This window comes from Paraburkholderia kururiensis JCM 10599 = LMG 19447, from assembly GCF_003986935.1.
Classification (GTDB): domain Bacteria; phylum Pseudomonadota; class Gammaproteobacteria; order Burkholderiales; family Burkholderiaceae; genus Paraburkholderia; species Paraburkholderia kururiensis.
In genome coordinates this window covers 433,220-457,983 of sequence record NZ_RJZE01000001.1, presented here as the reverse complement: position 1 = coordinate 457,983, position 24,764 = coordinate 433,220, and the positions used below count along the sequence as shown (strand labels likewise).

The 24,764-nt window shown below is 66.0% G+C and carries 24 protein-coding genes and 1 pseudogene; 7 read left to right on the top strand and 18 right to left on the bottom strand.

What is annotated here, in order from left to right; genetic code table 11:
- Window positions 1-21 precede the first annotated feature (21 nt).
- Window positions 22-1,104 carry an AGE family epimerase/isomerase gene (locus tag PKKP23_RS02060; protein WP_126875593.1) on the top strand — a complete coding sequence of 361 codons (1,083 nt, stop codon included), beginning with the start codon at window positions 22-24 and terminating at the stop codon, window positions 1,102-1,104.
- Between the two features lie 178 nt (window positions 1,105-1,282).
- Here the strand turns inward: PKKP23_RS02060 and PKKP23_RS02055 are convergent, their stop codons facing one another.
- The gene (locus PKKP23_RS02055) at window positions 1,283-2,905 is read right to left on the bottom strand and encodes a methyl-accepting chemotaxis protein (RefSeq protein ID WP_126875592.1); all 1,623 of its coding nucleotides are present in this window, start codon (window positions 2,903-2,905) and stop codon (window positions 1,283-1,285) included.
- Between the two features lie 258 nt (window positions 2,906-3,163).
- On the opposite strand from PKKP23_RS02055, the gene PKKP23_RS02050 reads away from it, so the two are divergent.
- The gene (locus tag PKKP23_RS02050; protein ID WP_017774255.1) at window positions 3,164-3,601 is read left to right on the top strand and encodes a PaaI family thioesterase; all 438 of its coding nucleotides are present in this window, start codon (window positions 3,164-3,166) and stop codon (window positions 3,599-3,601) included.
- Window positions 3,602-3,725: 124 nt separating this feature from the next.
- On the opposite strand, the gene PKKP23_RS02045 is transcribed toward PKKP23_RS02050, so the two are convergent.
- The 6 genes from PKKP23_RS02045 to PKKP23_RS02020 all read right to left on the bottom strand — a co-directional run bounded on the left by PKKP23_RS02045 (window position 3,726) and on the right by PKKP23_RS02020 (window position 9,139).
- On the bottom strand, window positions 3,726-4,574 hold the full coding sequence (locus PKKP23_RS02045) for an ureidoglycolate lyase (protein WP_017774254.1): 849 nt from the start codon (window positions 4,572-4,574) through the stop codon (window positions 3,726-3,728).
- 83 nt (window positions 4,575-4,657) lie between these two features.
- The gene (locus PKKP23_RS02040) at window positions 4,658-5,401 is read right to left on the bottom strand and encodes an SDR family oxidoreductase (protein WP_126875591.1); all 744 of its coding nucleotides are present in this window, start codon (window positions 5,399-5,401) and stop codon (window positions 4,658-4,660) included.
- Window positions 5,402-5,472: 71 nt separating this feature from the next.
- A complete protein-coding gene (locus PKKP23_RS02035; RefSeq protein WP_420873176.1) occupies window positions 5,473-6,372 on the bottom strand; it encodes an amidohydrolase family protein in 900 nt (299 codons plus the stop codon).
- Window positions 6,369-7,415 carry an aldo/keto reductase gene (locus PKKP23_RS02030; protein ID WP_126875590.1) on the bottom strand — a complete coding sequence of 349 codons (1,047 nt, stop codon included), beginning with the start codon at window positions 7,413-7,415 and terminating at the stop codon, window positions 6,369-6,371. The genes PKKP23_RS02035 and PKKP23_RS02030 overlap by 4 nt, the downstream gene beginning before the upstream one ends.
- Window positions 7,416-7,435: 20 nt before the next feature.
- A complete protein-coding gene (locus PKKP23_RS02025; protein ID WP_126875589.1) occupies window positions 7,436-8,782 on the bottom strand; it encodes a UxaA family hydrolase in 1,347 nt (448 codons plus the stop codon).
- 33 nt (window positions 8,783-8,815) lie between these two features.
- Window positions 8,816-9,139, bottom strand: coding sequence for a UxaA family hydrolase (locus PKKP23_RS02020; protein WP_126875588.1), 324 nt, complete (start codon window positions 9,137-9,139; stop codon window positions 8,816-8,818).
- Between the two features lie 188 nt (window positions 9,140-9,327).
- On the opposite strand from PKKP23_RS02020, the gene PKKP23_RS02015 reads away from it, so the two are divergent.
- Window positions 9,328-10,230 (top strand): IclR family transcriptional regulator, encoded by a 903-nt coding sequence (locus PKKP23_RS02015; RefSeq protein ID WP_240658680.1) that lies wholly within the window; start codon window positions 9,328-9,330, stop codon window positions 10,228-10,230.
- A gap of 183 nt (window positions 10,231-10,413) precedes the next feature.
- Window positions 10,414-10,956 (top strand): hypothetical protein, encoded by a 543-nt coding sequence (locus PKKP23_RS02010; protein WP_017774247.1) that lies wholly within the window; start codon window positions 10,414-10,416, stop codon window positions 10,954-10,956.
- A 115-nt stretch (window positions 10,957-11,071) separates the two neighbouring features.
- Here PKKP23_RS02010 and PKKP23_RS02005 read toward each other — a convergent pair whose 3' ends face one another.
- Complete coding sequence (locus PKKP23_RS02005; RefSeq protein WP_126875587.1) at window positions 11,072-13,501, bottom strand: bifunctional acetate--CoA ligase family protein/GNAT family N-acetyltransferase; 2,430 nt, start codon at window positions 13,499-13,501, stop codon at window positions 11,072-11,074.
- Window positions 13,502-13,541: 40 nt separating this feature from the next.
- On the bottom strand, window positions 13,542-14,771 hold the full coding sequence (locus tag PKKP23_RS02000; RefSeq protein ID WP_126875586.1) for an MFS transporter: 1,230 nt from the start codon (window positions 14,769-14,771) through the stop codon (window positions 13,542-13,544).
- Between the two features lie 179 nt (window positions 14,772-14,950).
- On the opposite strand from PKKP23_RS02000, the gene PKKP23_RS01995 reads away from it, so the two are divergent.
- Window positions 14,951-15,469: a hypothetical protein gene (locus PKKP23_RS01995; protein WP_126875585.1), complete on the top strand. Its 519-nt coding sequence runs from the start codon at window positions 14,951-14,953 to the stop codon at window positions 15,467-15,469.
- A 74-nt stretch (window positions 15,470-15,543) separates the two neighbouring features.
- Here PKKP23_RS01995 and PKKP23_RS01990 read toward each other — a convergent pair whose 3' ends face one another.
- The 3 genes and pseudogenes from PKKP23_RS01990 to PKKP23_RS34390 all read right to left on the bottom strand — a co-directional run.
- Complete coding sequence (locus PKKP23_RS01990; protein WP_026121324.1) at window positions 15,544-17,145, bottom strand: peptide chain release factor 3; 1,602 nt, start codon at window positions 17,143-17,145, stop codon at window positions 15,544-15,546.
- A 56-nt stretch (window positions 17,146-17,201) separates the two neighbouring features.
- The gene (locus PKKP23_RS33985; protein WP_168724508.1) at window positions 17,202-17,492 is read right to left on the bottom strand and encodes a hypothetical protein; all 291 of its coding nucleotides are present in this window, start codon (window positions 17,490-17,492) and stop codon (window positions 17,202-17,204) included.
- Window positions 17,493-17,537: 45 nt separating this feature from the next.
- Window positions 17,538-17,689: pseudogene (locus PKKP23_RS34390) on the bottom strand (formaldehyde-activating enzyme); the annotation flags it as partial.
- A 322-nt stretch (window positions 17,690-18,011) separates the two neighbouring features.
- Here PKKP23_RS34390 and PKKP23_RS01980 point away from each other — a divergent pair.
- Window positions 18,012-18,260 (top strand): hypothetical protein, encoded by a 249-nt coding sequence (locus PKKP23_RS01980; protein WP_126875584.1) that lies wholly within the window; start codon window positions 18,012-18,014, stop codon window positions 18,258-18,260.
- Between the two features lie 3 nt (window positions 18,261-18,263).
- Here the strand turns inward: PKKP23_RS01980 and PKKP23_RS01975 are convergent, their stop codons facing one another.
- From PKKP23_RS01975 to PKKP23_RS01965, 3 genes are all read right to left on the bottom strand, one after another.
- Window positions 18,264-18,551 (bottom strand): H-NS histone family protein, encoded by a 288-nt coding sequence (locus tag PKKP23_RS01975; RefSeq protein WP_026121323.1) that lies wholly within the window; start codon window positions 18,549-18,551, stop codon window positions 18,264-18,266.
- 132 nt (window positions 18,552-18,683) lie between these two features.
- Window positions 18,684-19,883 carry a serine hydrolase domain-containing protein gene (locus tag PKKP23_RS01970; RefSeq protein ID WP_126875583.1) on the bottom strand — a complete coding sequence of 400 codons (1,200 nt, stop codon included), beginning with the start codon at window positions 19,881-19,883 and terminating at the stop codon, window positions 18,684-18,686.
- Between the two features lie 125 nt (window positions 19,884-20,008).
- Window positions 20,009-20,209 carry a hypothetical protein gene (locus PKKP23_RS01965; RefSeq protein WP_017774240.1) on the bottom strand — a complete coding sequence of 67 codons (201 nt, stop codon included), beginning with the start codon at window positions 20,207-20,209 and terminating at the stop codon, window positions 20,009-20,011.
- Window positions 20,210-20,575: 366 nt separating this feature from the next.
- Here PKKP23_RS01965 and PKKP23_RS01960 point away from each other — a divergent pair, with 366 nt between their 5' ends.
- On the top strand, window positions 20,576-21,868 hold the full coding sequence (locus PKKP23_RS01960; RefSeq protein WP_126875582.1) for a helix-turn-helix transcriptional regulator: 1,293 nt from the start codon (window positions 20,576-20,578) through the stop codon (window positions 21,866-21,868).
- 97 nt (window positions 21,869-21,965) lie between these two features.
- Here PKKP23_RS01960 and PKKP23_RS01955 read toward each other — a convergent pair whose 3' ends face one another.
- The 3 genes from PKKP23_RS01955 to PKKP23_RS01945 all read right to left on the bottom strand — a co-directional run bounded on the left by PKKP23_RS01955 (window position 21,966) and on the right by PKKP23_RS01945 (window position 24,593).
- Window positions 21,966-22,202 carry a hypothetical protein gene (locus PKKP23_RS01955; protein WP_017774238.1) on the bottom strand — a complete coding sequence of 79 codons (237 nt, stop codon included), beginning with the start codon at window positions 22,200-22,202 and terminating at the stop codon, window positions 21,966-21,968.
- A gap of 141 nt (window positions 22,203-22,343) precedes the next feature.
- Window positions 22,344-22,928, bottom strand: a complete 585-nt coding sequence (locus PKKP23_RS01950; RefSeq protein WP_126875634.1) for a BON domain-containing protein — start codon at window positions 22,926-22,928, stop codon at window positions 22,344-22,346.
- 156 nt (window positions 22,929-23,084) lie between these two features.
- The gene (locus PKKP23_RS01945; protein WP_126875633.1) at window positions 23,085-24,593 is read right to left on the bottom strand and encodes a sigma-54 interaction domain-containing protein; all 1,509 of its coding nucleotides are present in this window, start codon (window positions 24,591-24,593) and stop codon (window positions 23,085-23,087) included.
- Window positions 24,594-24,764 lie beyond the last annotated feature (171 nt).

Here is a 24,764-nt window from a genome sequence, read left to right as displayed (position 1 = left end):
GCCGACGCGACGCTTACCCAGATGAACGCATCCACGCCGGCAGCCGCGCTGCGCGATCATTTCTCTCAGGTGATTCTGCCGCTGTGGCGCAACGCCGGCTTCAACGCCGCGCTGCGTCTGCCCTATGAAGCGGTGACGGCGGACGATCACCGTCCGCTGCCCGTCACCCGCTATCGCGCGATGGCGTGCGCGCGCCAGCTGTTCGTCTTCTCGCTCGCCAACGACGACGCCCACGCGCACACGCTCTTCGATGCCCTGCGCCACACGTTCGAAGATCGCCGTCACGGCGGCTGGTTCTACAGCGTCGGCCCGGACGGCGCGCCGCTCGACACCACGAAAGACCTCTACACGCACGCGTTCGTCGTCTTCGCGTGCTCCGTGTATGGCGCGCAGTTCGGCAATCGCGACGCGCTGGGTGTCGTGCACAGCACGTCCGCGCTGATCGAAGAGCGCTTCGCCGCGCACGGCGGCCTCTTCAATGCGGCGCTGGGCGAAGACTTTCGCAGCGTCACCGGCACGCCGCTGCAGAATCCGCTGATGCATCTCACGGAAGCCTGGCTTGCCGCGCGCGAAGCCACGCGCGATGCCGCGTTCGACGGCGCCATCACGCGCCTCACGCAAGCCATCGCGCGCACGTTCGTGCACGCGCCCACGGGCTGCATCGCGGAGTTGCCCGTCGGCGCCGAGGGCAATCGCCTCGAGCCGGGACATCAGTTCGAATGGTTCTATCTGGTCTCGCGCGCAAAAGGTCTGCTTGGCGACTCGGGCCTCTACGAGGCCATGTCGCGCGCCTTCACGTTCGCGCAACAGCACGGCGTGGACGCATCGACAGGCGGTGTGGCCGCGGCGCTCGATGAACACGGCGGCATGCTCGATGCCACGCAGCGCATCTGGGCGCAGACCGAATATCTGCGCGCGCTCGCCACACATAGCGACGTCGCGGTGCGCGCAGCGCTGCCGCAGCAGATCGAGCGCTTTCGCGAGCGCTTTCTGCACGCGCGCGGTTGGTTCGAGTGCAAGACGCCCGCAGGCGACGTTGCGCGCGCGGACATGCCGTCCACCACGCCGTACCATCTCGCCACCGCTTACGCCGCGCTGCCTTGAGCGCCGTCAGCGCAACGACAGTCCCATGAGGGCGCTCTTATCGAGTGCCCTCATCTAGCGGACTAAAACTCAAGCCAGCGCTTCGATTCAACGCAAACAAGCTCGCGCCGCTGAAGCCCGCGAGCGTCAACTAAACGAGCCCACCGCACGCAAACGAAACGCGTGCAGCCATTCGCGCTCAAGCCGCCGCGAACGCGCCCGCGGGCTCCACTCGCCGCCCCGCCGACATGCCGCCGCTGCGCGCGTCGCCCAGCACGGCCTCCGAAATCTCGAACACCGAAACCGCCTGCTTCAACTGCTGCGTCTGCTGATGCAGCGACGCCGCGGCGGCCGCGGCCTCTTCCACCAACGCCGCGTTCTGCTGCGTCATCTCGTCCATCTGCACCACGGCCTGGTTGACCTGCTCGATGCCGGTGCTCTGTTCCATCGACGACGCGGTGATGTCCGCCATCATCTGCGTCACGCGCGAAATCGATGCCGACACGTTGCTCATCGCTTCGCCCGCGCGCTCGACCAATTCCGAGCCGCCCTGAATCTGCGCGACGGATTCGCTGATCAGCGTCTTGATCTCCTTGGCCGATTGCGCGCTGCGCTGGGCCAGCCCGCGCACTTCGCCGGCCACCACGGCGAAGCCGCGGCCTTGCTCGCCCGCGCGCGCCGCTTCCACGGCGGCATTCAGCGCGAGGATGTTGGTCTGGAATGCGATACCGTCGATCACGCCGATGATCTCCGCGATCTTGTCCGAGCTGCGCGCAATGCCGCGCATCTTGTCGACCACTTCGTTCACGACTTCGCTGCCGCGTGACGTGGCATCGAGCGCGGTGTTCGCGAGTTCGTTCGCCTCGCGCGCGTGGTCGGCGTTGCGGCGCACGGTGGAGGTCAGCTCCTCCATGCTCGCGGCGGTTTCTTCCAGCGACGCCGCCTGGTTCTCGGTGCGCGCCGAAAGATCCGCGTTGCCCGTGGCGATTTCGTCGGCGCCGATATGGATGGAGTCCGCCACTTCACGCACCACCTTCACCGTGCGCGCCACGCTGGCCTGCATCCTCGCGAGACCAGAGAAGAGACGGCCGATCTCGTTGGTGCCCTGAGCCACGACCGGTTCGTTCAGCTTGCCTTGCGCGATGCGCTCGAAGTGACGTCCCGCGTCTTCGAGCGGCCCCACCACGCCGCGCCGCAACGCGATGTAGACCGCGACCGTGAGCGCGACGAGCATGAAGAGAATCGCGAGACCCACGCCGTCGAACAACGCAAGACGGCTGTCGATGGAATCGAGCGACGCGCGGCTCGCCGCCGTGCTGAACTGCACGAAATTGTGTTGCTCGGCGAGATACGCGTCCTGGAAAGACTGCGTCGGTTGATCGAGGAACGCCTGGATGTTGCCCGCGTCGAGAAACTGCGCGAGTTCGGTCAGCGCGCCATGCAGTTTCTGAAAGCGCTCGGCGAGTGCCGCGGCGCGCGCGCTGTTTTCGGCGCTCATCTTGCGTGCGCCCGTAAATGTGGCGAACGATTTTTCCGCGAGCGCGAGCTGCTCGCGCGCGTGCTGAACGATGTCGGTGGGCTCGGTCCCGCCGCGAACCATCCGCGTGCCCGCGCGCGCGAGGTTGATGCGTGCGTCCATCAGATGCTGGGTGGTCTCGTTCACCGCATCCATCTGCCGCAGCGCGATGTTGGAGAGATCGCCTACGTCATCGTGCGTGCGCGTGAGCGACCAGAACCCCAGCCCCTCGGTCACCACCTGCAACACGCAAAAAGCGGCCAGAACACATAACAGGCCGGATGCGACCTTGATCTTGCTGAACATTGAACACCTGACTTGCGAGGAATAGGAAAGCGGTGAGACGCCGCAGCGCGACCCGCCACCAGCGCTCACGCCCTGGTTTACGGCCGCGCAAACGTTGGCTTGAGCGCAAAAAACGGGGCGGCATGGAGAGTGCGCGAAGCGGACGCTGCGACCAAGCCGTCCTTGTCCGATCGCAACACGCCTCCTATAGTCCTGAGAACGTCAACAGGGCCAGTGTGAGGGACGTCGCAGCGGACGGACCGGCCCCGAGGAACGACAATGACCGATTTACTGGATCGCGCGCGCGGCGCGCTGCATGCCCAACCGTTCAGCATGCTGCTCGGCGCCGAACTCACGCATGTGGGGACGAGGGATCTGACGCTGTGCCTTCCCGTGCGCGACGAATTGAGGCAGCAGCACGGCTTCGTGCATGGTGGCGTGCTGAGTTATCTGGCGGACAACGCGCTGACGTTCGCGGGCGCGCTGGCGCTGGGGCCGAAGGTCGTGACGGGCGAATACAAGATCAACTATCTGAGGCCCGCAGTGAGCGGCGTGCTGCTTGCGCGTGCGCAGGTCATCTACGCCAGCCGTCAACAGGCGACGTGCCAGTGCAGCGTGTTCGTGGTGGATGCGGGCGAGGAAAAACTGGTGGCCGTCGCGCAAGGCACGATCAACCGGCTGCCGGAAGAAAACGGGCGCCTCGCCGCTTCGGCGTAGGCGCCCATGCATCGCGTGCCCGCTCACGTGACCGCGACAGTTGCCGCGAACGCTTGCTCGCTTATTTGTTCGCTCACTTCCTCGATTACTTGCTCGACTGCGTGCCGCTACTTATTGCGGCCGCTCATTCAGCGGCATACGTGCGCTGCTGCTGCTCGCCCAACCCTTGAATACCAAGGCGCATGGTCTGGCCCGCCTTCAGATACACGGGGTTCGGCTTCACGCCCATGCCCACGCCGGGCGGCGTGCCCGTGGAGATGACGTCGCCGGGTTGAAGGCTCATACATTGCGAGAGATACGAGACGAGCTTCGCCACGGTGAACACCATCGTGCGCGTGTTGCCGTTCTGGTAGCGATGGCCGTCCACTTCGAGCCACAGGTCCAGGTTCTGCGGGTTCGCCACTTCGTCGCGCGTCACGAGCCACGGGCCGATAGGGCCGAACGTATCGAAGCCCTTGCCCTTGTCCCACTGCCCCGCGCGCTCGATCTGCCACTCGCGCTCGGAGACGTCGTTCACCACGCAATAGCCCGCCACATAGTCGAGCGCATTCGCTTCGTCGATGTACTTCGCGGGCTTGCCGATCACCACGCCCAGTTCCACTTCCCAGTCGGTCTTCTTCGAGCCGCGCGGAATCTCCACGTCGTCGTTCGGACCCACCACGGCGCTCGTCCACTTGTTGAAGACGACGGGCTCCGTGGGCACCGGCAGGTTCGATTCGGCCGCATGGTCCGCATAGTTGAGGCCGATGCAGACGAACTTGCCGATGCGCCCCACGCACGGCCCGATGCGCGGATTGCCTTCCACCACGGGCAGCGATGCGACGTCGACCGCGCGCAGCTTCGCGAGGCCCGCGTCGGTGAGCACGTCGCCTGCAATGTCGGGCACTACGCTGGACAGGTCGCGAATCTTGCCCTCGGCATCCAGCAAGCCCGGTTTTTCCTGGCCTTTCGGCCCATAACGAAGCAGTTTCATCGTTGCGTGTCCTGTGTGTTCAGTGGAGAAAGGTGCTCAATGCGGGTCAATGCGAGTGGTCCGTGAAAGCAAACGGCAAGCGCTCAATTCGCCCAGCCGCCGTCGATCACATGGGCCTGGCCGGTGGTGAAGCCCGATTCGTCCGAAGCCAGATACAACGCCAGCGCCGCGATTTCCTCGGCCTTGCCGACGCGGCCCATCGGCTGGCGCGCGACGAAGGCCGCGCGCGCGGCGTCTACCGTGATGCCCTGCGCCTTGGCCTGCGCGGCGATCCGCTCTTCGAGCGAGGGCGACGCCACGGTGCCCGGACAGATCGCGTTGCAGCGAATGCCGCGCGTCACGAAGTCGGCCGCGACGGACTTGGTCAACCCTATCACAGCCGCTTTCGACGCGCCGTAGACGAACCGGTTCGGCACGCCCTTGATGCTCGACGCCGCCGACGACATGTTGATGATCGACCCGCCGCCCTTCGCCAGCATGCCGGGCAGAAACGCGCGAATGGTGCGGTACATCGCCTTCACGTTGAGGTTGAACGCAAAGTCCCAGTCCTCTTCGCTCGCTTCCAGAATGGAGCCCGCGTGCACGAAGCCCGCGCAGTTGAACAGCACGTCGATGGGCCCCACGTCGCGTGCGAGCGCTTCGATAGCCGACGCGTCGAGCACATCGAGTTTGTGCGCCTCGACTGGCTTGCCCGCGAGGCCATCGATGCGAATGTCGGTCGCAATCACGCGCGCGCCTTCGCGCGCAAACAGCTCGGCAGTGGCGAGCCCGATGCCCTGGCCCGCTGCGGTAATCAATGCCGTCTTTCCGTTGAGTCTTTGTACCATGCACGGCTCCACTCGAAATTGCGCGCGCGACATACTGGCTATTGCAGCACGCGCTCCACGCGAGACATACGTCAGCGAGCTGACAGACGATAGAACGCAGCGGCATTGCCGCCGAATACGGCGTCGCGCTGTGCAGCGGAAAGGCCGGCGAGCAGCGTCTGCGCAGCGTCGTGCCAGCGCAGATAGTCGCCGTTGAGATTCAGCACAGGCCAGTCGCTACCCCACATCAGGCGCGCGGCGCCAAACGTGGCCAGCAGATGATCGACGTACGGACGCAGCGTGGCCTCGGTCCAGCCCGGCGCCGCTTCGGTGGCGAGCCCGGAGAGCTTGCACTGCACGTGCGAAAGCTGCGCGAGCCGCGCAATGCCGTCGGCCCAGGCGCGAAAGCCCGCGTCGCCATTGCCATCGCCGGCGCCGTCGCGGATGGGCGGCTTCGCGCCGTGGTCGATCACCACGCGCAACCGCGGATGGCGGCGCACGAACGTTTCGAGCGCCGCCACGTGGCGCGTAAAGATGAGCGCGTCGAACGCGAGGTCGTGCTCGATCATCGCGTCGATGGCGGGCGCGATGGGCGCGGTGGCTATCCAGTTGTCGTCGGGCAGGTCCTGGAGCATCGGGCGCAGGCCCTTGAATTTCGGCTCGCGTGCGAGTTCGGCGATCCACTGCGGCGCGTTCGGATCGTCGAGCGGCACCCAGCCCACTACGCCCGCTACCGACTCGTCTTCGCGCGCCAGATCCAGCAAATAACGCGTTTCGTCGACAGTAGGCGCCGCCTGCACGACCACCGTGCGCGCCACGTGCGCCGCTTCGCGCAGCGGCGCGAGGTCGGCGGGACCGAAGGTGCGATAGAGCGTGGTGAGTTCCGGCGTGAGCCAGCCGTAGTCGCCCCGCTCGGGCTTCCAGAAGTGCTGATGGGCGTCGATGCGCGGCACCGCGCTCGAATGCGCGGGCGGCGTCGATGCGGCCGTCACGGCGCGTCCCCGGGCACGGGCGCCCGCGGGTCGAGCAGCCCTTCCTCGCGCAGCGCGCGCCACAGCGCAGCGGGAATTGCGCGCTCGAACGAGCCCACGTTTTCCATCAGTTCGGCCGGCGTGCGCGCGCCCGTGAGCACCGTGGCCACCGCGGGATGCGCGTACGGAAACTGCAGCGCCGCCGCCGCGAGCGGCACGTCGTGCGCGCGGCACACGGCTTCGAGCCGCGCCACGCGTTCGATCACTTCGGGCGGTGCATCGCCGTAATTGAACTTCAGGTCGCCCTGCACGCCGCGCGCGAGAATGCCCGAATTGAAGGCGCCGCCCAGCAGGATGCTCACGTTGCGCGCGGTGCAGGCGGGCAGCAGGTCTTCCAGCGTGCCTTGCTCCAGCAGCGTGTAGCGGCCCGCGAGCAAAGCGCAATCGATGTCGAACTCCGCCATCGCTTCGAGAATGACCTGGCCTTCGTTCACGCCCAGTCCCACGGCCTTCACCGCACCGGACGAACGCAGTTCGTCCAGCGCGCGAAAGCCGCCGCCTTCGGTCAGTTGCTTCCAGTAGTGCGCGTTGCGCTCGCCGTGCGTGTAGCGGCCAATGTCGTGCACGAGCACGATGTCGATATCGACCATGCCGAGCCGCTGCTGGCTGTCTTCGAACGAACGCAGAATGCCGTCGTGCGTGTAGTCGTAGATGGCCTGGAACGGCAGCGGGTTTTGCCAGCCCTCGCTGCCGTCATAGGGCGTGGTGCGCGGCACGAAGCGGCGGCCCACCTTCGTGGACACGACGTAGTCCGCGCGCGGGTAGCGGCGCAGCGCCGTGCCAAGCCGATGCTCGGCCTTCGTGTGTCCGTAGTGCGGCGCCGTATCGAAGTAGCGCACGCCTGCGTTCCAGGCGGCATCCACGGTGGCTTGCGCCTCTTCGTCCGAGAGATCGCGATACAGGCCGCCGAGCGGCGCGGTGCCGAGACTGAGCCCGGTGACCTCCACGTCGCGGCGACCGATGCGCCGCGTGCCGGCCACTTTGGGGTGCAGCACTGCTGTCATGGTGTCTCCTCCGGGTTCGATCAGTTGGGCACGACGGCAAACGCGCCGCGCGGCTGCGCACTGGCGGGCAGGCATGCGGGGCCAACCGGCTCGAACGTCTTGTAGGTCAGGATGAATTCCTGGTGACCGAGCGCCTCGGACTTCGACGGCGCCCCTTGCGCCACCGCCAGCGTCTGTTCGAACACCTCGCGCCCGACTTCGTCGAGCGTGGCGCGGCCTTCCAGAATGCGGCCGGCGTCCACGTCCATGTCGCCCGACAGATTACGGTAAGTGACCGGGTTTGCACACACCTTGATAACCGGCGAAATCGCGGACCCGACCACCGAACCGCGCCCTGTCGTGAACAGGATCACGTGAGCGCCGCAGGCAATCAGCTCGGCAATCTCGGCGTTGTCGCTAATGTTGGGAAAGCCGAAGCGCGGCTCGCCGTCGGGCACGACGTCGAGCAGATAGAGGCCGCCCGTGGGCGGCACGTCGCCCGGCTTCACGATGCCGACGATAGGCGACGCCCCGCTCTTCGCATACGCGCCCAGCGACTTCTCCTCCTGCGTGGTGAGCCCGCCGTCGGCATTGCCCACCGCGAACGACCCGTGGCCCAGCACCGTGTAATAGCGCGCGGCCTTCTCGACGGAGGCCACGATCGCGTCGCCGAGTTCGGGCCGGGCCGCGCGGTTCTTCATGTGGTACTCGCAGCCCACCAGCTCGCCCGTTTCTTCGAAGATGCAGGTGGCGCCGTGTGCGATCAGGTGGTCGAACGCGCGGCCCACGGCGGGGTTCGCCGTGATGCCGCTCGTGCCGTCCGAGCCGCCGCAAATGGTACCGATCACGAGTTCGTCGAGCGACATAGGCACCGTGCGTTGTGCCGCGAGTTGCCGGCGCGCGTTGCGCACCCAGTCCACGCCGTACTCGATCGTGCTGCGCGTGCCGCCTTTCTCCTGGATGGTCAGCACCTCCACCGGCCGGCCGCTTTCGCGCACCACGTCGGCCAGATAGTGCTTGTTCATGCTCTCGCAGCCCAGCGAGACGAACAGCACCGCGCCCACGTTCGGATGCGTGGCGAGCTGCTGCATCATCTTTTCCGCGTAGCTGTTCGGGTAGCAGCCGGGAAAGCCGATCAGATGCACGGGCGGTTCCCCGGCCGCTGAACCCTCCGCGTTCGCCTCGCTCACGTCGAAGCCGCCCAGTGGCGTACGGAAGTGCGCGGCAATCTCGCGCGCCACATGGTGCGCGCACTCCACGAGATAGGCCACGGCCACCACGTTGCGCACGCCCTTGCGGCCGTCGCTGCGCAGCCAGCCCTGCAGCACGGGGCGCGCCTCGCCCGGGCCGACGGCCGCCGTTGATTCGATTACGTCTCTATCGCTCATGATTCGATCCGGCACGGCGCGGGCCGCATTCGGTCAGTGGTTCACGAACTCGTGGCCCGAGTCGTGGGTGTAAGTGGGCAGGTAGTCGCTTTCGAGGTTGTGGGTATGCAAGTGCTCGCCGCGCTCGACACGCGCGGTCATATGGCCGATGGGCGCGCCGTAGCGCACCACCTTTTCGTCTTTCGCCAGCGCGCGGCGGGCCACCTTGTGGCCCACGTCGATGGTCTTCGCGAGCGTGACGCGCTCGCCTTCTATATCCAGCTGCGTGCCCGCTTCCAGACGCGCCCCCGCAATCAGGCAGTTGTCCTCCGGGCTCAGCAGGATCAGCCGCGGGTCGGTAGGCAGTGGGCCGCTCAAGGGTTTCTCCGTGATGCTCGGGTGCGCTTTGGCTCTACGTTGGACATGAGTGCGTGAATTCATTAATGAATCTATTATTCATAGGCGAACCTATGGACGTCAAGGCAAGTGCACCGCACCATGCGTCCGTGTTTTCCCTGGCGGCGGCCTGACGCCTCGCCTCTACACTCACGCGCCGGGATAATCCGATGAGCAAGGCAACGGGAACGCAGCCGATGAACAACGGGGACGGGAAGGACAGCGAAGGCGCGGCAGAGCGGGATGAACGGGATCTGCCGGAGGAAAGGAACCAGCGGGACGAGCCGAAAGACGAGTCCGACCGCTACCGCGCGCCGGCGCTCGACAAAGGGCTCGACATACTGGAGCTGCTCTCGGACCAGCGCGGCGGTCTCACGCGCGCCGAGATCACGAAGCTGCTGGGCCGCAACGCGAGCGAGATGTATCGCATGCTCGAGCGGCTCGTGGCGCGCCAGTACGTGGTGCGATCCGAAGGCGGCGACCGCTATTCGCTTTCGCTCAAGCTCTTCGCGCTCGCGCACCGGCATCCGCCCATGGAGCGGCTGATCGCTTACGCGCAGCCGCTCATGCACCGCTTCGCGAACACGGCCGAGCAGTCGTGCCACCTCGCCGTCTACGATCGCGGCAACCTACTCGTGATCGCGCAGGTGGACGGCCCCGGCACGTGGGGCATCGCGGTGCGGCTCGGCTCGCGCGTGGGCCTCGTGGACACCGGCTCGGGCCGCACCATGCTCGCGTTTCAGGCGCCTGAGCAGCGCGCGCACATGCTCGCGGAGCACACCAAGGTGAAGGGCGAAGTGACCATCGATCACGACGCCCTGGAAGCCGCGTGCGAACGCGTGCGTGCCGCGGGCTTCCTGCGCAAGGAAAGCCAGCAGATCTTCGGCGTGACCGACGTGACGTTTCCGCTGCTCGGGCCTTCGGGCCAGGCCATTGCGGCGCTCACGTGCCCGTTCCTGAAGCGGATCGACGAATACGTGGCGCCCTCGCTCGACGACGCCACGAATCTGCTGCGCGAAACGGCCGAGGCGCTCTCGATGTTTCGCGAGCAGGACGCGCCGGCGGTAGGTTAGCGCGAGGCGCAGGGCCTGGCGTCGGGGCGTTCCGCTCGCCGCGCCCGGTCATCAGCAGCCTCGCCTGCGCCGCGCGCCGTTCCACGTCCCGGCACGCCATCGAATCCGGTTAGAATGTCGCCCCTCCCAAAACCGCGCCGCGCCGGGCAGCCTTGCCGGGCAGCGCGCCTCATCTCGTAAGACATGGCGAAACTTCTCACCGACCACGAATTCCAGCGCTTTTCCGAACTCCAGCAGAAACAGGCCAGCTTCACGATCACGCCCGAAGAGGCGGACGAGCTGCGCGACATCGTCGCCCGCGCGCAGAAGAAGCGTGACGACCGCGCCGCCGCGATGCAGGCCATCGAAACGTACATCCAGCAATTCGAGATCACGCCCGACGAACTCTTTTCACCCGAGCAGATCGGCGAGGCCGCGCGCACTTACGGCCTGATTCCGGCCGCGAAGAAGGAGCGCGTGCTGCCGCCTTCGCTCACGTTCAACGGCAAGCCGTATCAGTGGGTGCGCGCGTTGCCCGACGAAGTGCGCGAGCCGCTCTTCGAGGCGTTCAAGACGGGACAATCGGTGAAGTCGTTCATCGCCACGCCGAAGGACGGCGCGCGCTGCGCCGCGACCATCGCGCGTCTGGAGCGCGAAACGGGCGTCGAGTACGCCACGGCATGGCTCGAAGAACTGGCCATTACGCGCGGCCAGGTGAACGAAGCCGCGGCGAAGCTCGCGGCGTAATTCATGGCGTCATCCACGGCGCGATTTGCGGCACGATTCGCTGCGTAACTCACGGCGTAACCCAAGGCCGTAACGCGCGCCGCAATGTAAGCGGCCTCGGCCGCCCCCGCCACATTCACGCCGCTGGCTGGGCCGCCTGTTCCGGCTCGTCCAGCGGCAGTCTGAAGGCGACCACGCCGGGGTCGTCGGTGGATGTCACCGTGAAGCCCACCGCTTTCGCGAGCGCAATCATGCCGGTGTTCTCGCGCAGCGCCTCGCCCACAATCCAGTGCGTGCCGCGCGAGCGCACATAGGCAATCAGCCTTTCCATCAGCAGCCGGCCCAGCCCCTTGCCCTTCTGGTCCGAGCGCACCGCCACGGCAAATTCGGCCGTCTCGTTGTCGGGGTCGGCCACGGCGCGCGCCACGCCGAGTGTGCGTATCGAGCCGTCGGGCTTCGTCTCGGTGGCAATCAACGCCATCTCGCGGTCGTAGTCGATCTGCGTCATGCGGGCAAGCTGCGAGTGATCGAAGCTCCCCACCGCCGAAAAGAAACGCAGCCGCAAGTCTTCGGGCGTCATGGACTCCACGAACTCGCGATGCGCCGCCTCGTCTTCGGGACGAATGGGCCGCACCGTGAGGCGCTCGCCGTGCCAGTCGATAATCTCTTCCAGCCGCCGCGGATACGGCACGATAGCGAGGCGGCTGCGCTTGCCCGCCAGCACGATGCGCGGCGCCAGAATCACCGTGCGTTCGGGCAGCACGCGCAGCGTGAGTTGCAGACCGACGATCTCGCGCACGTCGCACACGGCCTGCGAAAGTCGCGTGAGCGCCGCGAGCGTGGGCTCCGGCGGCACGCGCTTCGCATATGGCGTGCGGGACACGATGTCGCGCGCCAGCACCGGATTCAGCGGCGGCAGGCCGTACACGCAGAGCGGCGGCGAGACGCCGTCGATGGAAGGCGTATCGAAGCGGAAGATGGGACCAAAGTTGTCGTCGTCGTGCAGGGAAACGGCCACGTCCACGATGGGCCTCGACGCACGCGATGTCGTGGCGTCGCGCGTGTTCTGTTGCGCTTCCCCGGAATCGGTGGCCTCCACGTCGAGGCCGAAGCAGCGCAGCAATGGCGCCGCGGCTGCGCCCGTCAGCTCCGTGGTGCCCGCGGCCAGCGCGGCGCGCGCTTCGCGCAGCGCGGCGTCCACTGCGCCCGGGTGGTGAATGGGTGCGCTCTCGGGCGTCTGCATGAGCAGCTCGCGGCCCAGCCGGTAATCCACGAGACGCGCGAACGCACGCGCGAGCCGCGCCGGCGTGCTGTGCACCGGAATGCCATGTGCGTGCAGCGCGTTGCGCGTGGCGGCATCCACGCCGCCGAAGAAGCACGCGAGCAGGCCGCAATAGGCGTGCCGCTGGTTCTCCATCAACGCCTGCGCCACCTGCGATGCCGGCGCGCTGTGCGTGGACGCATGCACGACGAACGCCGTGCCCGTCTCGCGATGCACGGCCAGCGCCTTGAGCGCGGCGCCGAAATGCTCGGGGCGCGCGTCGTTGCCAAGCACGAGCGGGTTGCCCGCGTTCGCGTGCGGAAGGACGTCGGCGATCGCGGCCCGCGCCGCCTCGGGCCAGCGCGCGAGCGTGCCGCCAGCGGCGGCGAAGGCATCGCAGGCGAGTGTGGCGACGCCGCTGTCGCTCGCGATCAACGTGGCCGTATCGCTCGCCGCCACGCGGCCCACGCCGAGCGTTTCGATTTCGTCGAGCAGGTCGTCGAGCGCATCCACGCGCACCATGCCGGCGCGGCGGAACGCGGAGGTGTACATCGCGTCTGCGGGATCGGCGCGGCCCGTGCGCAAGGCGAGCACGGGCTTGTTGCGCGCCGCCGCGCGCGCCGCCGACATGAACTTGCGCGCGGCGTGCACCGTGCCCAGTTCCAGCAGGATGGCGCGCGTGCCGGGGTCGCTCGCGAGGTAGTCGAGCACGTCGCCGGCATCCACGTCCGCTTCGCCGCCCAGCGCGATGGCGTGCGAGAAGCCGAGATCGCGCGCACGCGCCCAGCCCAGCACGCCGTTGGTGAGCGCGTTCGATTGCGAGACCCACGCCACGCCGCCCGCCTTCACCTGGCACGACGGCGCGCCCATGTGCGCGCCCAGCGCGGGAGACACGACGCCAAGGCTGCCTGGCCCGACGATACGCAAAAGGTGCGGACGCGCCGCAGCCAACGTGTGCCGCACGTGGACGCGGTCGTCGTCGGTGGTTGCTTCGCCTACGATGATCGCGGCGCGCGTGCCCATGCCGCCCAGCCGGTGCACGATGCCGGGCCACGTGGCGGGACGCGTGCAGATCACGGCCACCGTGGGCGCCTCCGGCAGGTCGCCGGCATCGGCGAACGCGGTATGGCCGCCCAGGCCCGCGCTGTCCGTGTATTTGGGATTGACGGGCCAGAGCGGCCCCGTGAAGCCGCCCTCGGAGACGCGCGTCCACACCATGGCACCCACGCTACCGGGCCGCAACGAAGCGCCGATCACGGCAATGGACTTCGGCCGGAAGACGGCATCGAGATTGCGTACAGTCACGGCCTCTCCTTGTCGCTGGCTGGCTCGATACGATGCCCGATCATGAGCCATCCGCCCTGTGGCGTACATACCCTTTCGCGGCCAGGGCGGCGAGCGTCAACAACGCAAATGCAGCGCCCGCATAAAAGGTGGCCTGCGGCCCCAGGCGGTCCCATAGCTCGCCCGCCACGACGCTGGCGATCAGCAGCGCGACGCCGCTCATCAGATTGAAGAAGCCGAACGCGGTGCCCTTCAGGTCCGCGGGCGCCGTCTGCGCGACCATGGTGGCGAGCAGCCCTTGCGTCATCGCCATATGCAGGCCCCACAACAGCACGCCGAAGAGCACCACGGGCCACTGCGTGCCGTGCGCGAGCACCATGTCCGCGGCGATCAGGACCAGCAACCCCCAGGCGAGCAGCTTCGTGTGGCTCATGGAATCGGCGAGCTTGCCGAACGGGTAGGCCGCCAACGCGTAGACGATGTTCATGGCCACCAGCACGAGCGGCACGAACGCGACCGGCACGCCGCTCTTCATGGCGCGCAACACGAGGAACGCTTCCGAAAAGCGCGCCAGCGCGAACGCGGCGCCGACGAAGACGACCCACCAGTACGCGCCGCCCAGTTTGGCGAGGCTGCTGCGCGCGAACGGATTGACGCGTGGCGCGCGCTGCGTGGCGGCCGGTTCCCGTATGCCGGCTGCGAGCAGCGCCACGGATGCCAGCGCCGGAATGCCGGCCAGCCAGAACGCGAGCCGGAAGTTGTCCGCCGATAGTTCCATGATGACCACGGCAAGCAACGGGCCGATGAACGCGCCGACGGTATCCAGCGCCTGGCGCAGTCCGTACGCGGCGCCGCGCAGATGCGGCGGCGTGATGTCGGCCACCAGCGCGTCGCGCGGCGCGCCGCGAATGCCCTTGCCGGTTCGGTCCGCGATGCGCGCTGCGAGCACCACGCCAGACGTGGGCGCCAGCGCGAAGAGCGGCTTGCTGAGCGCGCTCAGTCCGTAGCCCGCCACCGCGAGCCATTTGCGATGGCCAAGGTAGTCGCTCAGGAGGCCGGACAGCGTTTTCACGAGCGGCGTGAGCGCCTCGGCAATGCCGTCAATCACGCCCACGATGGTCGCGCTCGCACCCAGGCTGCCCACGAGGAACATCGGCAGCAGGGCGTGCACGAGTTCCGACGATGCGTCCATGAAAAGGCTCACGAAGCCGAGCGTCCAGATGGCGCGCGGCACGTGGCGCTGCAAGGGCGACGCTTGGGGCGACTCGGTGGCGGGGGGCGGCGGGTTCATCGGAAGGCGGTCCTCGTTGGGCGTGAACGGGAACGCGCAGTATCGCATTCCGGTGCTGCGGTTCTGGCGCCCGCGGTTCGCCCTGCGACGGAGTCGCGCAGCGGCTCAACTTTGTGCTGAAAGAGGCCGTTACCCCGGTTATCCGTCCTCGATGGACGCGCTCACGCGGGGTACTGCTCATGAAGGTTCGTACGTTCGTGCTTATGCTGGCTCTGGCGCCCGGTCTGGCCAGTGTGCCGTCCGCCTTTGCACAGACTCCGTCGCAGGCAGCAACGGCAACGGTCGACGCCGACGCCAGCGCCGGCGCCGACAGTCAGGCGCTATTCGGCGCAACGCGGCTTTCGGCCACGCAGGAAAGCGCGGGAAGTGCTACGTGGACCACGTGGAGCGAGCCAACGCTTGCCGCCGTGGGAGCCGACGCCCTGAGCCGCGTGAGCGGCAACGTCGGCGTGAACGTGGCAGCAGGTGCGCTCAATGTGCAGGCGAATCAGATCGCGCTGGTGTCGGGCCCGCAGGTCGAAGTGGATACGAAGCAGCAGACGCAAGCCGCTGTGCGGCTCGAACAGACGGCGGCGAAATCCGCGGCGTTGGCGGCTTCGCTCGGCGCGGGCGCGCTGGCGGGTGCGAGCGGCAACATCGGTGTGAACGTGGCCGCGGGTGGGGGGAACGTGCAGGTGAATCTGCTGGCGGTGCGCTGAAACGCACGCGGGCTGCGGCAGCAGACAGCGGCGGGCGGCGGCATGCCGCCGCCCGCAACGCGAGGCGCTCGCGCCTACATCGCCTTCCTGAACGGCGCGCCCGAGTGTTCGCGCAGCTCGTTGAACACGATCTTCGGCCACGCCTTCTGGGCCACCTCGATCTCTGAAACGTGCGACGCCAGATACGTGGGCGCGTTCGACGCATCGAATGCCATACGGGCCGCGTAGGCGTCCGTGAAGCGGCGCAATTCGCCGGCGTCCTCGCAGGTCACCCAGCGCGACATGCGGTAACGCGCCGGCATGATCCGCACGTCCACCTTGTACTCGGCCGAGAGCCGGTGTGACACCACCTCGAACTGCAGCTGGCCCACCGCGCCCAGGATCATCGACCCGCCGTGCAGCGGCCGGAACACCTGGATCGCGCCTTCTTCGCCCAGCTGCTTGAGCGCTTCGCCAAGCTGCTTCGCGCGCATCGGGTCAACCACTTCGATGGTCTGGAAAATTTCGGGCGCAAAGAACGGCAGACCGACGAACTGCAGGTCTTCGCCCTCAGTCAACGTGTCGCCCAGACTCAGCGTGCCGTGATTCGGAATGCCGATGATGTCGCCCGGATACGCCTCGGCCACCGTCTCGCGCCGCTGCGAAAGAAAGCTCACCACGTTGTTCGCGCGGAAGGTCTTGCCCGAACGCGTCACCTTGAGCGCCATGCCGCGCTCGAAGCGGCCCGAGCACACGCGGATGAACGCCACGCGGTCACGGTGCGCGAGATCCATGTTGGCCTGCACCTTGAACACCACGCCCGTGAACTTGGGTTCGCTCGGATCCACGGCGCGCTGCACCGTCATGCGGGCCGACGGCGGCGGCGCGAGGTCGACGAGCGCGTCCAGCACTTCCTTCACGCCGAAATTGTTGATCGCGGAGCCGAACAGCACAGGCGACTGCTGGCCGGCAAGGAACGCCTCGCGGTCGAACGCGGGCGTGGCGCCCGAGATCAGATCGATCTCTTCCTTCGCGCGGTTCCATGCAAAGCCGAAACGGCGCTCGCCTTCTTCGTTGCTGATGGCCTGCAGCGTTTCCACGGCGCCGCCCGCCGTGTCCTGGCCCGCGCGGAAGAGCCGCACCTGGTCGCGCTGAATGTCGTAGACGCCCTGGAATTCCTTGCCCATGCCGATGGGCCAGGTGAACGGCACGGCCGCCACGCCCAGGTGCTGCTCGATCTCGTCGAGCAGTTCGAGCGGCTCGCGCACCTCGCGGTCCAGCTTGTTGATGAACGTGACGATAGGCGTGCGGCGGCTGCGACAGACTTCGAGCAGTTTGAGCGTCTGCGCTTCGACGCCGTTCGCGCCGTCGATCACCATGACCGCCGCGTCCACGGCCGTCAGCACGCGGTACGTGTCTTCGGAAAAGTCTTCGTGGCCCGGCGTGTCGAGCAGGTTGATCACGGCGTCGCCGTACTCGAACTGCATCACGGAACTCGCCACCGAAATGCCGCGCTGCTTTTCGATTTCCATCCAGTCGGACGTCGCGTAGCGGTTGCTTTTGCGGCCTTTCACGGTGCCAGCAATCTGAATGGCGCCCGAAAACAACAGCAGCTTTTCTGTCAGCGTGGTTTTACCCGCGTCCGGGTGCGAAATGACCGCGAACGTGCGGCGACGTTTGAGTTCGGAGAGTGACATCGGCAAAGGAAGCGACGGGGGCGCGCTCGCGTCCGGTGCGCGGGCGGCCTTGGGCATCACGGGTTCTGGCGCAGGCTTCGCGAGCCTTGCGGCACAAGAGGCGGCGGCATGACCGGACGATGCCGCCAGCGGCGAAAATTCGCCGGAAAGGCGCGATGATACACGTCATTGGCCGCCGGTTCTGCAAAAACCATGGGCGCCTGAAGCCACAGCGCCGTGGGGCCGGAAAACGCATTTTGGGGAGCGAAGGCGGGGTCCGGGCACAAGCGCGGCGTGCCCATGTTCGTCGTGCCGCGGCACAGGCGCGACACCTCGAGGCCGGACCAGCCAGGACGAACGTATTTCATGAGGCGGTTTTCCTGATGCGGCGCGCGCAATGACGATAAACGGCGCCCAGCCGAAGGCGTCGCCAGCGCCCTGGCAAACGCCTTTGGCATGCCGGGCCATCGCGCGGTCCCACCAGCCCGTTGATAGGGGCGAGATTAGCGCCGGGCCCTTCAAATCCTTCGCCGATATAAAACTGCGTTTCCGTATTAGCGCTCATGGTCGTATCCGCAATTCAGAGGAATGCGCGGATTGTGCTATTCCCCCCTGAGCCCAGATGAATCGATGTTTTCTCGTCGCGTTATGAGGCGCGCTCATCACCGGGTTTGCCCGCAGCCATGCGAAAGGTGAGGGTTTGCGGGAGAGTGGCGCCTATACAGCGCATAGGGAAACGCCATACGAAATTCGGCCTGAAAATCAGCGCAAACTCCCCATGATCCGCATAAATGGCGCGGTGGAAAGGCGATGCGATATCACGAAAGAATTCGAAAGGTGAGAGTTTGCGGGAACCCAATCGGGGATTCCGCGCGCGCGGCCCGAATATGCTGAACGCCATCCGAGGCGCGCCGTTTGATGCTCAATCGACCATTACGTCGGTCAATCCGCCCGAAAGGAAAAGAATGAAATGGAAAGAATGGGTAAAAGAGGCAAGAAAACTACGCGAGATAACGGAAAACCCGCGAAAGACAGTCCGCCGCATTCGCTCGCCGAGCGGCGGACCTTCAAATCTGCTGACGAAAACCGGCAAGATTCGCTCGCAGGGCAATCATGCGAGTGAACCCGTCTCATGAAGACTATTCGATAAGGAAGCGATCGCGATTCTTGCCGACCAGCCACGCGGGGGCGCGGCCACGGCCGCTCCAGGTCTCGCCGGTCTTGGGATTGCGGTACTTGGCGGGCAGAGGGCGCTTGCGTGCCACCGAACGTTTGCCCGAAAAGCCAAGTTCTTCGGCAGTTATGCCATATTCCGCAATCTTTTCTTTGATTTCGGCAATGGCTTGCGCGAGTTCCTTTTCGCGTGCAACGGCAACTTCCTTATGGAGCTTTTCGAGTTGGGCGGTCAGTTGCTTATAGCTTGGCATGAGCATTTATCTCCGGTCTGCAAGGTAAGTGCCGCGATGCGTCGCACAAATGTACGCCATAAAGCGGCATGGACCGGATCGTAAACGATTAAGCGCCGCTAAGCCACCAATTGGCATGCGGTAGAACGCGCGTCAATCGTCGATTGCGTCGTAAAGGCGGCGTTCGAAGTCGGCGGCCATGGGAAACGGTTCGACCGTGCGCAACTGAATCAGCATCACGCCGATCATGTTCTCCACGGGATCGGCAAACCAGCTGGTGCCATAAGCGCCAGGCCAGCCGAAAGAGCCCGTGGAGCGATAACCGAGCGGCAACTGCTGAGCCGGATCGTCCACGACAGCGAGGCCCAGCCCGAACCCCTGGCCGGCCCAATGCACGTGCCCGAATGCGGGAATACGACGCTGGTCGCGCGTGAGGAAGTTCGAGCGCATCAGGTCCACGGAGCGATGCGAGAGCAGACGAATGTCGTCCACACGGCCGCGGTCCAGCAGCATGCGCGCAAACATCAGATAGTCCTGCGCCGTCGAAACGAGCCCACCGCCGGCGCTTTGAAAGCGCGCGGGGTTGGCCCAGCGGCTGCGCGACGGATGATCTTCAACGACGCGCCGCATCGTGCCCGGCGTGACGCCGTAAGCCGTGGCAAGGCGCGGCAGCTGCGTCTCGTGCACCCAGAACGAGGTATCGCGCATGCCGAGCGGCACGAAGATGCGTTCGCGCAGGAATGCCTCCAGCGTCGTGCCGCTCACGCGCTCGATCAGTACCCCGAGAATGTCTGTGGCGATGCTGTAGTTCCAGCGCGTGCCGGGATGAAAGATCAGCGGCAGCCGCGCGGCCTCGGCAAGCCATGCATCGGCATTCGCGAAGGCATCGCGGCGATCGAAGAGCGTCTTGTAGGCCTCGGAAAGCGGCCCCATCGACGTGAAGTGATAGGCGTAGCCCGCCCGGTGCGTGAGCAGGTCCAGCACGGTGACCGGCGTGCGCGCCGGTTCGGTGTTGTCGAGCGGGCCCGCGGGATCGCGCAACACCTGGGGCGACGCGAGTTCGGGCAGCCAGCGCGACACCGGATCGTCGAGCGCGAGCCGGTCTTCTTCCGCGAGCATCATCACGGCCGCGCTCGCGACCGGCTTCGTCATCGACGCGATACGAAACAGCGTGCTGTGCTCCATGGGCGCCTGCGACGATTCGTCGCGTGAGCCGCGCGCGTCGAACCACGCGGTTTCTCCATGCCGCCATGCGAGCGTGACGACACCGGCCACGTCGCCCCGGTCGACGTAGCCCTGCATGACCGTGCCGAGTTTTTCCAGTCGCGCAGCGGAAAATCCTGCTCGTCTCATCGAGGCCCCCTGAGTGTTCCAGTCGCCCGGCCCAAGGCCGGCATTTTCTTCAGTATGGCTGCGATGCTTGTCGGCCGTGCAGTCTTCAACGCCGCGCAGGTGGCACAGGTGCGCGGCGTGCCGGCCTATTTGGTTCGTGCTTCCAGCGCCTGCAGCGCCTCGTTCAGCCGCCGGATGCGGCTCGCCTGCGACGGCACGAGATCGGCCGACTGCACCCGCGCGAGACGATTGCGCCAGTAGGACAGCGGAATACGGTCTTCCGCCGAGATTCTTGCGATGACTTGCTCCAGATGCTCAATGTCTTTTTCGAGTTGATGGTGATTCATTGCTTTCCCCGGAATTGCAATCAAGACCGCTGCACACACGCTCACGTGCGTTCGTGAGGTTTCGGCCGTGCCCTCGTAGCGGAAAACTGTGCCGTTTTGTCCTTAGCCGCAACTGCGATGCGGAAAAACCTGCCCTCTCTGTGTTTGCCGGCGCACGTGTAAGCCACTATAAAACGGCGCCCCCGCGACAAACGTTGGCCTCCGCACCGAAATTCTCGTTTTCTCCGCCAAACTGGCCGGGAAATGTGCGGAAAGGAGCGGAGAGATTAACGGGCGGTAATTTCCTTGTATATTCCTCATTTGGGGAAAATATGAGCAGCACGGAATGCACGTGTTCGCCGGACCGCCATCAACATCGGGGGAACCGTGGAGCCAAGCGAGGTTGAATATGATCGCCTGCTGCACCGGATTTATGACACCGTAGGCCATCCACAGGCCTGGCAGGCGTTTTACGCGCAGCTTGCTGCGTTCGTTGACGCGACCACTATCCACGTGCTCGCATTTGACAAACGCCATCAGGCACTGTCATTCAGCGACGGATTTAACTTGCCGCCTGCCGGTGAAATCCTATATATCCAGCGATATCACCGAATCGATCCAAGACTCGAACTGTTCTGGTCGTATCCGGTCGGCAAATGGTTCCATTGTCATCAACATTTTGACGATGTATTCGTGCAGCAAAACCGGTTTTTTCAGGAATTCGTGATTCCGGTGGGACGGCGCTATGTCTCTGCTTGCAAAATCCTGGAAAATGAAACGGTAACTGTCATTTTCGCGTGTCTTCGTACAGCCGCGCAGGGACCCTTTCCTCCTGCAATGGCGGCATTTCTCGAACGGCTCACGCCGCATTTGGAGCGGGCAGCGCAATTGCAGGCCCAGCGCTATGTGTTTTCGACCGACGCGCTCGTGGGGCACGCTTTCGTCAACCGGTCGAGGCAGCCCGTCATATTGACTTCCACGGAAGGCGAACTCCTGCGCCACAACGAACCGGCGCAGCACCTGCTGCAAAGCACGTCCCTCGTGCGCATTGCCGGCCGGCGTATCGTGCTGCCCGAACCGTTCTATAGCCGCTTTCTGGAAGATTGCGCGGAAACCGAAAGGCGCGTGCGCAGCGGTGAGCCGCGCGCCTATGAAGACGCCGCCCACTATCGCGTCATGCGCATTCCCGGCGAAGCGGCGCCGCCGGCAAGACGCCAGGGCCACGGCCACGGCGCCATGACGAGCCAGGGCGGCACGGACGCCGCCAACAGTGGCCTGCCCGCCGTGGAGCCGGGCGCCGACAGCAGCGACATGCTCTACGTCTTCTACAACCTGATCGTGCCGGGCGAGGTGTCGGCCACCTTCGGGCTGCGCACCATCGCGATGCTGATCTTCTATCACCCTCGCTCGGCGCCCCCTGTCGACGAAGATCTGCTCGCCGCCGCCTTCGATCTGACGCCCGCGGAAAGCCGCATCGCGCACCTGCTCGCCGACGGCCTGACGCCCAAGGACATCGCCACGCGCGTGGGCGTGCAGCCCGACACGGTGCGCAAGCAGATGCAGTCCATCTACCAGAAGACGGGCACGAATCGCCAACCGGATCTCGTCCGGCTGCTGCTCCATCTGCCGGGCGCAAGCGCGGTCGGGTACGTGCAGGCCGCGCGTGACTGGAAACTATGACGAAAGCTTTGATACGACGCTCCGAACCGACGTCATGGCCCGAAGCGTTGACCGGAAGCTCTGAACTGAAACGCTGAAGAGGCTGAAGCGAAGCGCGCTATTTCGCCTGGCAGGCGAATACGAGCGTGCGCGTTTGGCCTTCGATGGAGCGGCCCAACGCGTCGAACGCGCCGCCACCGCAGCGGGCGCGGGCCTGCTGCTCGCACGAGTCCCAGGTACCCGTGCCCGAGCAGTCCACCTGCGTGGTGGGCCGGCCGTCCGAGAGGAAAAGCGGCGGACCGCTGCTGCACCCGGCAAGCAGGGCAAGGGTGCTCAGCGCCGCGGCAGTTGCCAATGCGCCAATCCTTGCAGTGGGCTTTCTCTTGATCCAGCTTGGGCAAAACGAACGATTGCGTGCCATATGTCAGACCCCGGTCTGCTCGTTGTTATTCGACGCAGATTTTGCCACGTTGTGCCCCGCGCGCACTGCACCGCATCATTCGGGCGCCGCCAGGGTTTTGTACGGCAGCGGGCCATTCGGGGTATCGGTCACGCGCATGAAGACCTGTTCGACGTCCGGTATGGCCTCGAGCTCGCGCTGTAGCGTTTGCCGGTCGAACGATGCTGGGGCGCAACCCTCCGCGTACACGAAGCGCCGCTGCACAGTGATCCAGACGCTCGTGCCCGCCAGCGAATGGGCCGCGGAGCCCTTGAAATAAGCGCGAACCGCGTCGGCAATGGGCGCGTCGTAGAGATAGGAGTTGGGCTTCGTGCACTTATGGGCAAGCCAGCACGTCGTGCCGCGTTCTACGCGGTAGTGCGCGTCGTCTTCGGCCTCCGCTTTGGTCATGAGCGGACCAAGCGGCAGAGGGCAACCACGCACGTCCTGGGAGAGCGCGAAGAATGGATCGTTGTACCAGTTCTTGCGCTCGGTGATGGACGGTGCCGACGAAGCGGACGCGTCGGAGGCAGCCGGTCCCGCCGAAACGCTGGAAATAGCGGCAGGCGTCTGAGGGGGCACCTGAGCAACCGCGGCAGACGCCGCCCACAGCATGCTCGCAACGATCGCCGCCGCGAGCATAGGTTTGGCTATTGCGTTCGCCACCGCGCCCGATCGTCGATGCCGCGCATGAGATCTCGCTCCGGATCGCTCAATCGCGCTCGCTTGCCCATTTCGTTGCAACGCCGCTGCTCGCCTCATCGCTGTCTCCCGATGGCGGCAAGGAAACGCCGCCGGTCACACCTCGATGCCGTATGCCGCAATCTTCTTGTAAAGCGTCGCGCGTCCCATGCCGATACGCGCGGCCGCGGCCGCGACGTGTCCGTCGCATGCCTCAAGCGCCTCGCCCAGAAAGCGCTTCTCGAAAGTCGCCATCGCGTCGGCCCATGACGGCTGGGCGGGCGCTTCGGCCGCGGCCGCGGCCGTTGCCGTTGCCGTTGCGGCGGCAGCATCGCGACCGCCAGCCGCCACATTAGCCGCGGCGGCCGGCGCGGCGCTCGCGCCATGCGAAGCGCCGGCCACGGCGATGAACGGCGCGAGCGCCCGCGCATCGATGCGCTCGCTGTCCGACAGCATCACCGCCCGCTCCAGCGTGTTGCGCAACTCGCGCACGTTACCGGGCCACGCGTGCGAGCACAACAGCCGCAACGCGTCCTCCTGCAGTTCGAAATGACCGCCGCGCCCCGCCGTGGAAAGGTCCTCCAGAATCGCGTAAGCGAGCGACTCGATATCCGACAACCGTTCGCGCAGCGGCGGCGCATGGATGGTCAGCACGTTGAGGCGATAGAAGAGATCGGCGCGAAAGCGTCCGGCCGTGACGAGCGCGGGCAAGTCGGCAGAAGTCGCCGCGATGATCCGCACGTCCGCGCGCACGATGCGATTCGAGCCGAGCGGTTCGAACTCGCGGTCCTGCAGCACGCGCAGCAGCTTGCCTTGCAGCGCCAACGGCATGTCGCCGATCTCGTCGAGAAACAGCGTGCCGCCGTCGGCAAGCTCGAACTTGCCGACGCGGCCCTTTCGATCCGCGCCGGTGTACGCGCCCGGCGCCGCGCCGAAGAATTCGACTTCGAGCAGCGTGTCCGGAATGGCGGCCACATTTACCGTGACGAGCGGCTTGTCGGCGCGCGACGACGCGCCGTGAATGGCATGCGCAAGCAGTTCCTTGCCCGTGCCGGTCTCGCCCAGCAGCAGAACCGGCGAGTCGACCTGCGCCGCCCGCCTCGCCTGACGCTTCACCTCGAGGCTCGCGGGGCTCGTGCCGACAAAGCTCGCGAACGTGTACTTGGCACGCCGCGCCTGGGCGAGCGACTGGCGCGTCGCGATCAACTCCTGCTGGACCCTCGAATAGTGGGAAAAGAGCGGCGTGAGCGCCTTGAGTTCGTCGAAGAGCGCAAAACCCACGGCGCCGATGGTCGTGCCCGCATCGTCCTTCAGCGGCAGACGCGTGACGACGAGCGGTTCGCGGTCCGTCTCGAGGATGTCGAGCAGAATCGGTTTGCCCGTGTTCACGACCTCGCGCATGAGGCTGTTGGGAATCACGGTCTCGCAGTCGAGGCCGATGGCCTGCTGCGGGTCCGCAAAACCGAAGCGCGCGGCGTAGCGCTTGTTGATCCACACGACGCGCGCGTCGGCATCCACGATGAACGTGCCTTCGCTGAAGTTTTCGAAGGTGCGGAAAAGCGAATCCATGGCGCGGCGCAACACATCGCCGTAGGTGGCGGGCAGGCCAGCCCAGTCGTTCATCATGCTGTCAGCGTCTCCCGGCATGCTGGATGTCCCGTTGTCTCCAGTTCGAGAAAATCGTATCCCGCAGCGGAGACAGGCAGCAAGCCCGTAAATACACGGATATCGGTGTAATCTGTGGCCCGCGTATGCTCCGCGGCGTCTCTCTATGGAGACAGCCTGGTACGGCCAGCG

What these genes read in the sequence shown, in the direction of transcription:
- PKKP23_RS02060 (WP_126875593.1), top strand. Translation starts at nt 22, where the DNA reads ATGAACGCATCCACGCCGGCAGCCGCGCTGCGCGATCATTTCTCTCAG.
- PKKP23_RS02055 (WP_126875592.1), bottom strand. Translation starts at nt 2,905, where the DNA reads ATGTTCAGCAAGATCAAGGTCGCATCCGGCCTGTTATGTGTTCTGGCC.
- PKKP23_RS02050 (WP_017774255.1), top strand. Translation starts at nt 3,164, where the DNA reads ATGACCGATTTACTGGATCGCGCGCGCGGCGCGCTGCATGCCCAACCG.
- PKKP23_RS02045 (WP_017774254.1), bottom strand. Translation starts at nt 4,574, where the DNA reads ATGAAACTGCTTCGTTATGGGCCGAAAGGCCAGGAAAAACCGGGCTTG.
- PKKP23_RS02040 (WP_126875591.1), bottom strand. Translation starts at nt 5,401, where the DNA reads ATGGTACAAAGACTCAACGGAAAGACGGCATTGATTACCGCAGCGGGC.
- PKKP23_RS02030 (WP_126875590.1), bottom strand. Translation starts at nt 7,415, where the DNA reads ATGACAGCAGTGCTGCACCCCAAAGTGGCCGGCACGCGGCGCATCGGT.
- PKKP23_RS02025 (WP_126875589.1), bottom strand. Translation starts at nt 8,782, where the DNA reads ATGAGCGATAGAGACGTAATCGAATCAACGGCGGCCGTCGGCCCGGGC.
- PKKP23_RS02015 (WP_240658680.1), top strand. Translation starts at nt 9,328, where the DNA reads ATGAGCAAGGCAACGGGAACGCAGCCGATGAACAACGGGGACGGGAAG.
- PKKP23_RS02010 (WP_017774247.1), top strand. Translation starts at nt 10,414, where the DNA reads ATGGCGAAACTTCTCACCGACCACGAATTCCAGCGCTTTTCCGAACTC.
- PKKP23_RS02000 (WP_126875586.1), bottom strand. Translation starts at nt 14,771, where the DNA reads ATGAACCCGCCGCCCCCCGCCACCGAGTCGCCCCAAGCGTCGCCCTTG.
- PKKP23_RS01995 (WP_126875585.1), top strand. Translation starts at nt 14,951, where the DNA reads ATGAAGGTTCGTACGTTCGTGCTTATGCTGGCTCTGGCGCCCGGTCTG.
- PKKP23_RS01990 (WP_026121324.1), bottom strand. Translation starts at nt 17,145, where the DNA reads ATGTCACTCTCCGAACTCAAACGTCGCCGCACGTTCGCGGTCATTTCG.
- PKKP23_RS33985 (WP_168724508.1), bottom strand. Translation starts at nt 17,492, where the DNA reads ATGAAATACGTTCGTCCTGGCTGGTCCGGCCTCGAGGTGTCGCGCCTG.
- PKKP23_RS01980 (WP_126875584.1), top strand. Translation starts at nt 18,012, where the DNA reads ATGCTGAACGCCATCCGAGGCGCGCCGTTTGATGCTCAATCGACCATT.
- PKKP23_RS01975 (WP_026121323.1), bottom strand. Translation starts at nt 18,551, where the DNA reads ATGCCAAGCTATAAGCAACTGACCGCCCAACTCGAAAAGCTCCATAAG.
- PKKP23_RS01970 (WP_126875583.1), bottom strand. Translation starts at nt 19,883, where the DNA reads ATGAGACGAGCAGGATTTTCCGCTGCGCGACTGGAAAAACTCGGCACG.
- PKKP23_RS01965 (WP_017774240.1), bottom strand. Translation starts at nt 20,209, where the DNA reads ATGAATCACCATCAACTCGAAAAAGACATTGAGCATCTGGAGCAAGTC.
- PKKP23_RS01950 (WP_126875634.1), bottom strand. Translation starts at nt 22,928, where the DNA reads ATGCTCGCGGCGGCGATCGTTGCGAGCATGCTGTGGGCGGCGTCTGCC.
- PKKP23_RS01945 (WP_126875633.1), bottom strand. Translation starts at nt 24,593, where the DNA reads ATGATGAACGACTGGGCTGGCCTGCCCGCCACCTACGGCGATGTGTTG.